The following is a 7,968-nucleotide window of genomic DNA, read 5'->3' as shown; positions in this document are numbered from 1 at the left end:
GTCCGCCACCTGCTGCCCGCCGTCCGCGCGGCGAGGGCGCGGTTCCCCGAACTGCGCGTCGTCATCCGCGAACTCGAACCCGCCGACGCGATCGCCGCCCTCCGCGAAGACCGCTGCGACCTGGCGATCACCTACACCTACAGCCTGCTTCCCGAGCCCGCGCCGAAGGGCCTGGACGTCCGGCCGCTGCGCCGCGAACCCGTCCTGGTCGCGCTGCCCGCCGATCACTCGGCCGCGCAGGATACTGTCGTTGACCTGCGAAAACTCTCGTCGGAATCGTGGATCGTGGGTTCACGCGGCACCGCCGACCACGAGCTCATCGAACGGGCCGCCGCGCACGCGGGCTTCTCACCGGACACCGGTCACTCGGCCGACGACTACGCGCTCATCCTCCAGATGGTCCGGCACGGGCTGGGCGTCGCGCTCGTCCCGGAGAGCGGCACCGCCGGCGCGCCCCCGGACGTCCTCCTCAGACCGCTCGCCGACCTGCCCCTCAGCCGCGACATCCACGCCCTGACCCGCTACTCCACCCCCGCCACTCAAGCCCTCCTCAACCTGCTCAGTGGGTCAGCGGCCGATGACCCACCCGCCCAGAGCGGGGAGGCCGTGGCCGACTCCGCAACGGGGCAGCGCGGTCCCGGTTATCCGAGGACGACAGCCCAGCCGCCCGGCAGTGCCAGGCGCTGAGCCTGCGGACGACGGCTCAGCAGGCCGGGATGGTCGGGCGCCTGGATGTCTGCGGACCGGTTCAGCGGGTCAGGGCGGTCAGGTGCTCGTGAAGGGCGCGGTGGCCTGCCGGGGTGGGGTGCAGACCATCGGCGAGGAGGTCCGGGCGGTCGCGGAGGGGCTCCCACATGTCGACGTGGTCGATGTGGTTTTCGGCGCACCAGGCCCGGGTGAACTCACGTAGGGCTTCGGCGCGGGCAAGGGTGAAACGCAGCTCTCCATAGACGGGGCGTTGGGTTCGTCCACCCAGGTCGGGCCGAGGATGACGAGGCGCGCGTTGTGTTTCAGGGCCGTGCGGGCGAGGGCGGCGAGGTTGTCGGCGGCATCGGCGAGCCATCCGTCCCCGCTCTCGGGCCGGGCGGAGTCGTTGATGCCCGCGCCGACGACGAGGGTGTCGGGAAGGCGGGCGTGCAGGAGCCCGGGAAGCTGGTCGCGGACGTCGTCCAGGGTGCTGCCGGGGACGGCGACGTTGAAGACGCGGTGGGCGGTCTCGTTCGCGGCGATGTGCTCGGACGCCAGGCGCGCGGCCCATCCCCCGGCGGGGTCGCAGCGTCCGTAGGCGATGCTGTCTCCGGCGATCACGATGCGGGACGCGGGGCGGAGGGGCTTGGCGTCCAGGTAGGCCCAGGCGGTCTCGCCGGACGTGAGGCGGACGCGCCGCCGGACGTAGTCGTCGACCTCGTAGGCGTCGGCGGCGGCGAGATCCTCGTCCGTGAGGCGCAGGACGGCCCCTTCGACCTCCGCGCCGATCTCGCGCGTCAGCGTCAGGTGCACCTCAAGGCCGCTGGTCGCGATCACGTCCGGGTCGGTGATCCGCAGCGACCGGGTCGCGTACCCGGCGAGCGCGGCCGGTTCGCTCGGGACGGACCCACCGAAGAGCTTGCGCTGCACCGGCTCGTCCAGGAGCGTGCCGAACGAGAACAGCGAGTGCGGACGAGACGGGATCAACCGGAACCTTCCTTCAAGAACAACCAGGTCAGCCTAGCGACCCACGAGCGAGCACGACGACGCCGATCCAAGCCCCTCACGCGCGATGAAGCGGCGGCGTCCCAGCAACCTCTTCACGCCACCAGCCACCAAGCCGAACGCGAAGGCGGCGTCGCGAAGGCGAACACGCCATGGGCGGCATAGCGAGGACGGTCCGAGCGTTCTGAGCGGTCTCGTCCCAGGTCAGGCGAGTGAGCCGGGGGCGAGGGTGGTGTCGTGGAGGCGGGCTGCGGCGAGCAGGAGGATGGCGGCGGTTCGGGCATCGCGGGCGGCCTCGCCGCTGTTGTCGACCAGGCCGCGAGCCTTGACGCCGCTGTAGAGGACGAGGAGCTGGCGGGCGAGACCGGCGGGGTTCGACGCGTCCGCCTCGGCGGCGAGGCGCTCGAAGAGGTCGAGCATGCGCCGGTCGTGGGTGGCGAGGGCCTCGTGGGCGGGGTGCTCGGCGTCCAGGAAGGACGCGGCGCTGTTGACCAGGATGCAGCCGTGGTAGGCCGGGTCCGGCAGGTTCGCGGCGAGGAGGTCGAAGGGGGCGAGGAGCCGCCTGGCCGGATCTCCGGCGCGGCGCTCCAGCTCGGCGTCCAGGTCGGTGAACCAGTCGTCGCAGGCGGCGGTGAGCATGGTGCCGATCAGCGCGTCCTTGGACTTGAAGTGCGCGTACACGGTCGGCTTGGCGACGCCGGCGCGCTCGGTGACGGCGTCGATCGAAACGCCGTAGCCCTCGGCGTAGAACAGCTCGCGCGCCGCGTCCAGCAGCCGCTCGCGGGCGGACGGACGGGGTGACATGCGGACCACCCTAACCGGTGAGTTCAGTCTGCTAGCGTTCCCCACTGAACTTACTGGGTAGTTAGATTTCCCCCCGAGGAGTGCCGCATGCGCGCGCTTGTCTACGACCCCGAGGCCCCCTACGGCGTCCGCTTCGCCGAGGTCGAGGAACCGAGCCCCGAGCCGTCCGAGGTGTTGATCAGCGTGGAGGCGGCCTCGTTGAACTTCGGGGAGCTCGCCTTCGCGGCACGGCAACTGCGTCCCGGCCAGGTCTTCGGCAAGGACGCGGCCGGAGTGGTGACACGCGCCGCCGCCGACGGATCAGGCCCCGCCGAGGGAGCGCGCGTCGTGTCGTTCGGTGGGACGGGCGGCTGGGCACGCCTCCGCGCCGTGCCCACCGCGAACGTCGCCGTCGTCCCCGACTCCGTGGAGCTGGGCCAAGCCGCGGCACTCCCCGCGGCCGGCGTCACCGCACTTCAGGCGGTGCGCCGACTGGGTTCCGTGCTCGGCCGCCGCGTCCTGGTGACGGGCGCGTCCGGCGGAGTGGGCCGGTTCGCCGTGCAGCTCGCCGCGCGGGCCGGGGCGCACGTCATCGCGTCGGTGGGCGCGCCCGAACGGGCCGAGGGCCTGGACGAGCTGGGCGCGGACGAAGTGCTCACCGGGTCGGCACTGCCGCAAGCCCCGGTGTTCGGCGTGCTCGACAATGTCGGCGGACGGCTGCTGAGCGACGCGTTCGGCCTGCTGGAGCCCGGCGGCGTCGCGCTGTCGATCGGCTGGGCGTCCCGCGAACCCACCGTGCTCGACCTCGAAGAGGCACGCATGCGCGGCGGCCACGGACGCCTGGAACCCTTCACGGTCTCGGCGCCCTTCGGCCCCGACACGTCCGCCCTGCTTCACCTGCTCGAACGCGGCCGCCTCGACCCGCAGATCGGACTGCGCACGTCGTGGGGGCGGGCGGACGAGGCGATTGACGCCCTGCTGTCCCGCCGCGTCCGGGGAAAGGCCATCCTCGACCTCATCTGAGCGCCCGCCCCTCCCGTCCCACCGCGCCCCGTCGACATCAGGTGCCTTTACGAGCGGGACTGGTCGCGGCCGGGCCGCAGCCGTCGGAGGAACGCCTGCTCGGTCCGTCCGCACCACTTCCGACCGGACGGACCGGACTGGTTTCGGCCTGGTCGCGGCTGTCGGAGGACGCCTGGGGGCTTGGCGGCGTCACGTCCAGCCGGCCGAACGGGGCTGGTGGCGGCCGCTTTGCCGGGGCGGCGGTCAGGGCAGGATGCCCTTGAGGAAGTCGGCTGTGGCGCGGCGGAGGTCCGCCAGGGATGGCACCTTGCCCGCACCCGCCAGGGCGTCGAAGAGGACGCCCTCGTGGAAGGCGACCAGGCGCTGGGCGTGGTCGGCGGGATCGGGCGAACCCGCAGCGGCGACCAGCGCGACGAGTGGTTCGCGGAAGCGCTGGCCTGCGCGGTCGTAGATCTCGCGCAGCTCGGGGCGGCGGTTGGCTTCGAGGGCGAGTTCGTAGCGGGCGAGCGCGCGGCGGCGGGCGGTGGTGAGCTGGACGTTCAGCGCCTGGGCGACGACCTCGGCGAGTTCGGCGCGGGTGAGGCTCGGGGGGACGGGAAGGTCGGCCAGCAGTGCCGCGTCGTCCAGCTCGGTGAGCCGGGTGAGGGTGAGTTCCAGGAGCGCCAGGCGGGTCCGGGCGATGTTGGACGTCGAGCCCGGCGCGAGTCCGGCCGCCTCGTCCACGGCGCGATGGGTGAGGCCGCGCATGCCCCGGTCGACCAGCAGGGTGATGGCGGCGTCGGCGACCACCTCGGCTCGTGATGTCACCCACCCAAACTACCGCTGTAGTGAAGCGCGCGTTACAGTGCCAGCGAGACGAACTACAGGCGTAGTGAGCGGGAGACGGGCATGGCGACACGGACGGCGATCGTGGTGGGCGGCGGCATCGGCGGGCTGACCTCGGCGGTGGCGCTCGCGGACAGGGGCTGGGAGGTCACGCTGATCGAGCGTGCGCCCGCGCTGGATCCGGTCGGGTCGGGCCTGGCGCTCGGGCCGAACGCGCTGCGCGCCCTGGACACGCTCGGGCTCGGCGACCCGGTGCGGGACCTGGCGGCGTTCCAGGGGGACGCCGGGATACGGCGGGCGAGCGGAGCCTGGCTCAGCCGGACGAGTGCGGAGGCCGCCGTCGCCAGATACGGCGACCCGACCGTCCTGCTGATGCGGTCCGCGCTCGTGGACCTCCTCGCCGGACGGCTGGACCGGGCCGAGACCCTGCTCGGCACGTCCGTGACCAGCGTCGATCCGGACCTCGGGATCGTCCGGACCGACGACGGCCGGGAGCTGCGGGCCGATCTGGTCGTGGCGGCGGACGGCATCCACTCGGCGATCCGCGCGACCGTGTTCCCGGACCATCCTGGGCCGCAGTACGCGGGCGTAACGGCGTGGCGGTTCGTGGTGGAGGCCGACGAGCCCCCGATGCCGTCCGAGACGTGGGGACGCGGGCTGGTCTGCGGGGTCATGCCTCTCGCCGGGAACCGCGTGTACTGCTACATGACGGCCGTGGCCCCGGCGGGCGCGTCCGCGCCGGACGGGGAGAAGGCCGAGCTCACGAGGCTGTTCGGGGCCTGGCACGCGCCGATCCCCGAACTGGTCGGGAGGGCCGGGCCGATCCTGCGGAACGACGTCTTCCACCTGGTCGAGCCCCTGCCCGTGATGCACCGGGGCCGGGTCGCGCTGCTCGGCGACGCGGCGCACGCGATGACGCCGAACCTCGGGCAGGGCGCGTGCCAGGCCATCGAGGACGCCGTCGTCCTCGCGCACGAGATGACCAGCGGCGGCGGGTTGCCCGCGTACACCGCAGCGCGGCTGGCCAGGACGTCCGCGATCGTGGAGCGGTCGGCGCGGATCGCCCGGCTGACGAAGCTGAGCAACCCGGTCGCCGTCGCGGCGCGGGACGCGGCGATCCGCGCGATGGGCCTGCTCGGCCCGACCGCGCTGCTGCGGCAGGGCGACTCGGTCTTCACCTGGACGCCGCCGCGCGACACCCCGGCGCAGTGAGGCCGTGACCAGGGGGTACGGCCCGCAAGGCTGTCGTCAGCGGTGTCCCCGCGCGACGACGGCCACGCCCGCCGGGACGCGCATGGGGTTCCGGCGGCCGAATCGCGCCACTCCCCCTGAGCCGCCAGTGCGTCACCAAGGACGATGAAGCCGTGGCCATGGCGGGTCATGTTCAGCGGCGAGGCCGATGTCTAGACTCCGGAAGCATGGCCGAGGCGTACTTCGATGCCGCCGAGCGGGCGCACCTCTGCGACCTGCTGGAAGAGCTCGGGCCCGAGGCCCCGACGCTCCTCGATCCGTGGACGACCCGGGACCTGACCGCGCACCTGCTCCTGCGGGAGCGCGACTCCCTCGCGGCGCCCGGCGCGGTGCTGCCCGGTCCGTGGGCCCGGTTCGCCGAACGCCGCAGGCTGGCGATCGCGCAGGACGACTTCGCGAAGCTCGTCGCGACGCTCCGTTCGGGCCCGCCGCCGGGCGTGTTCCGGCTCGGCTGGTTGCGCCGGGGCCCGAACCTCAACGAGTTCTTCGTCCACCATGAGGACGTCCGGCGGGCGAACGGCGGTGGCCCGCGCACGCACGGCCACGCGATGGACGAGGCACTGTGGGACAACCTCGGGTTCGCGCCGTGGATTCTCGCGCGACGTCTGCGCGGCGTCGGGCTGGAGTTGCAGTGGGCGGGGACGGGCAAGACCATCCGGGCGAGGCGCGGCATACCCACCGCCCGCATCACCGGGACCCCCGGCGAACTCCTGCTCTACCTGTTCGGCCGCAAGGACGCGGCGGAAGTCGAGATCACCGGCCCCACCCGGGCGGTCCAGGCCGTCCAGTACACCCACTTCGGCCTCTGACCTCGGTTCGCGAGCTCGCGCACCGGGCGGTCGGAGTGCCATGATCTTCCGCAGCCGCCCGCCGGACTCGCCATGAGGAGGGCGCCGCGTGTCCGCTCCGTTCGTCATCCGGCCCGAGCACGACCCCGACCGCGCCGACGACATCGTCAGCCATTTCGCGGACCGCGTCCGTCAGTGCGCGCACGCCGATGGCACTCCATGGGCGGTGTACTCCGACAGCGCGCGGGATCAGCAGGTCGCTCGCGCCCATTTCGCTGAGCTCTCCTGGCGGGCCGCCACGCTGCCGCCCAGATCAGCCGGTCAGTACGTCGCGCCCATGTACGTGGAGTTTCACGACCTCATCCCTTGGGCCCGCCTTTCCCGGAACATCAAAGGCGAGGAGGTGCTCCCGATCGCCCAGGTGGGCGTGAGCGTGTCACTTCCACCGGAGGTGGCGGGCCTGGCGGGTTGGCAGGACGTACCGTTCCTGCGGCGCGGTGACCACTACGTCCAGTCTCTGCCCGAAGACCAGCTCACGGCGGTGAGACAAGGCGGGTACGCGTTCACCACGGCGGCTCTGTACTTCCCCCTGCATGTGGACCTGCCCGACGTGCCGGCCTCCGCCGATTCCGAGGAACTGGCCGCCGTCGCCGCCGCCTACATCAAGATTCTGGTGTCCGCGCTCAACGATGCCGTCGGCCCCGTGATCGAGGCCCTGAAGCGACGTTGACCACCAGGCTCCGAGCACATGCGCCCGCTCTCGGTGAACGCGTCCCCGTCATGCGGCTCCGGCGCTCGGCGAAACTGTCGGAGAGCCATGCCAAGTTCGTGCTCGCTCGACGCCGTCGCGCCCCTGAGCGCCAGGCCGGAAGGCACCTGTGGAACTGGTCAAGTTCGATGACGGCGAGAACAGCGTCATCGTGGAGATCGTCGCACTCAGCGCCTTCCAGAGCCTCGAAGCCCGCATCACCGCGACCAGCGAGTTCGCTCATGGCCACCTGGACGACGTCCACCTCTTCGAAGAGGACCTGGACGAATGGGCGACGGTCCTGGACGCCTTGTCCGCTGGACGTTCAGCCGCGTGGATGGAGGAGGGGCGCGGTCCTCAGATGACGATCGTCCCGGTCGAGTTCAGTGACCCGACCGGCCCGCGCCCAGCCGCCGAGGTCACCGTCAAGGACGCCGTCGCGTCACTCACTTCGGTGACCCTGCTGGTGCGCTTTCACGACGACTGGATCGACGACCACCGCACCAGGCTGGAACACGCGCGGACGCTCCTGAGGCAAACCAACCCTTGAGCAACGGGTTCGCCTGTCCGCCCGCATAGTCCTGCCGTAATGGACCTGGCTTGGCTCAAGATCGCTGATCTTGGGTGGGGTGCTGGCTGTTGAGCTGTCGTCGTGTGAACGGCGAAAATCTGCGCACTAAGCGGCCGGTTCTAGGTCGTGTCCGGTGGATCATGTGTTGATCCAGAGCAGGGCGGTCACCAGGACGATCGCTGCCCGGTAGTGGCGGGCGAGTTTGTCGAAGCGGGTGGCGATGCCTCGCCATTGCTTGAGACGTCCCATGCAGCGTTCGACCACGTTGCGGCGCTTGTAGAGGTGCG

10 protein-coding genes and 1 pseudogene are annotated in these 7,968 nt (G+C 71.8%); 6 read left to right on the top strand and 5 right to left on the bottom strand.

Translation table 11 applies throughout. The features are described from left to right. Nucleotides 1-687, top strand: a 687-nt coding sequence (locus AB0J52_RS18955; protein WP_500182901.1) for a LysR substrate-binding domain-containing protein, incomplete at its 5' end; no start/stop codon positions are given. Nucleotides 688-748: 61 nt separating this feature from the next. Here the strand turns inward: AB0J52_RS18955 and AB0J52_RS18950 are convergent. The 3 genes and pseudogenes from AB0J52_RS18950 to AB0J52_RS18940 form a co-directional block, all read right to left on the bottom strand. Then, a complete protein-coding gene (locus tag AB0J52_RS18950) occupies nt 749-1,063 on the bottom strand; it encodes an SGNH/GDSL hydrolase family protein (protein WP_500182903.1) in 315 nt (104 codons plus the stop codon). Further along, nucleotides 970-1,674 (bottom strand): annotated as a pseudogene (locus AB0J52_RS18945) (GDSL-type esterase/lipase family protein); the annotation flags it as partial. The gene AB0J52_RS18950 and the pseudogene AB0J52_RS18945, both read right to left, overlap by 94 nt. A 222-nt stretch (nt 1,675-1,896) precedes the next feature. After that, nucleotides 1,897-2,496, bottom strand: coding sequence for a TetR/AcrR family transcriptional regulator (locus AB0J52_RS18940; RefSeq protein ID WP_500182899.1), 600 nt, complete (start codon nt 2,494-2,496; stop codon nt 1,897-1,899). A gap of 87 nt (nt 2,497-2,583) precedes the next feature. Between AB0J52_RS18940 and AB0J52_RS18935 the strand changes: the two genes are divergently transcribed. Further along, nucleotides 2,584-3,498 carry a zinc-binding dehydrogenase gene (locus AB0J52_RS18935; RefSeq protein WP_500182898.1) on the top strand — a complete coding sequence of 305 codons (915 nt, stop codon included), beginning with the start codon at nt 2,584-2,586 and terminating at the stop codon, nt 3,496-3,498. Between the two features lie 243 nt (nt 3,499-3,741). Here AB0J52_RS18935 and AB0J52_RS18930 read toward each other — a convergent pair whose 3' ends face one another. After that, nucleotides 3,742-4,305, bottom strand: coding sequence for a TetR/AcrR family transcriptional regulator (locus AB0J52_RS18930; RefSeq protein WP_500182897.1), 564 nt, complete (start codon nt 4,303-4,305; stop codon nt 3,742-3,744). Between the two features lie 81 nt (nt 4,306-4,386). Between AB0J52_RS18930 and AB0J52_RS18925 the strand changes: the two genes are divergently transcribed. The 4 genes from AB0J52_RS18925 (at nt 4,387) to AB0J52_RS18910 (ending at nt 7,660) form a co-directional block, all read left to right on the top strand. After that, nucleotides 4,387-5,535, top strand: a complete 1,149-nt coding sequence (locus AB0J52_RS18925) for an FAD-dependent monooxygenase (protein WP_500182896.1) — start codon at nt 4,387-4,389, stop codon at nt 5,533-5,535. Nucleotides 5,536-5,741: 206 nt separating this feature from the next. Next, the gene (locus AB0J52_RS18920; protein ID WP_500182895.1) at nt 5,742-6,383 is read left to right on the top strand and encodes a TIGR03085 family metal-binding protein; all 642 of its coding nucleotides are present in this window, start codon (nt 5,742-5,744) and stop codon (nt 6,381-6,383) included. 88 nt (nt 6,384-6,471) lie between these two features. Next, nucleotides 6,472-7,092 (top strand): hypothetical protein, encoded by a 621-nt coding sequence (locus AB0J52_RS18915; protein ID WP_500182894.1) that lies wholly within the window; start codon nt 6,472-6,474, stop codon nt 7,090-7,092. 148 nt (nt 7,093-7,240) lie between these two features. Beyond that, a complete protein-coding gene (locus AB0J52_RS18910) occupies nt 7,241-7,660 on the top strand; it encodes a DUF5959 family protein (RefSeq protein WP_500182893.1) in 420 nt (139 codons plus the stop codon). A 159-nt stretch (nt 7,661-7,819) separates the two neighbouring features. Here the strand turns inward: AB0J52_RS18910 and AB0J52_RS18905 are convergent. Further along, nucleotides 7,820-7,968: transposase (locus AB0J52_RS18905; RefSeq protein ID WP_500182902.1), on the bottom strand; the 149-nt coding region annotated here is incomplete at its 5' end.

It is taken from the genome of Spirillospora sp. NPDC049652 (assembly GCF_040675125.1).
Lineage (GTDB): Bacteria > Actinomycetota > Actinomycetes > Streptosporangiales > Streptosporangiaceae > Spirillospora.
Note: the sequence above shows the minus strand (reverse complement) of the source record. Positions and strands in the feature narration are given on the sequence as shown.

Coding starts and splice junctions, on each gene's coding strand:
- AB0J52_RS18940 (WP_500182899.1), bottom strand. CDS start 2,496: ATGTCACCCCGTCCGTCCGCCCGCGAGCGGCTGCTGGACGCGGCGCGC.
- AB0J52_RS18920 (WP_500182895.1), top strand. CDS start 5,742: ATGGCCGAGGCGTACTTCGATGCCGCCGAGCGGGCGCACCTCTGCGAC.
- AB0J52_RS18925 (WP_500182896.1), top strand. CDS start 4,387: ATGGCGACACGGACGGCGATCGTGGTGGGCGGCGGCATCGGCGGGCTG.
- AB0J52_RS18935 (WP_500182898.1), top strand. CDS start 2,584: ATGCGCGCGCTTGTCTACGACCCCGAGGCCCCCTACGGCGTCCGCTTC.
- AB0J52_RS18950 (WP_500182903.1), bottom strand. CDS start 1,063: ATGGCTCGCCGATGCCGCCGACAACCTCGCCGCCCTCGCCCGCACGGC.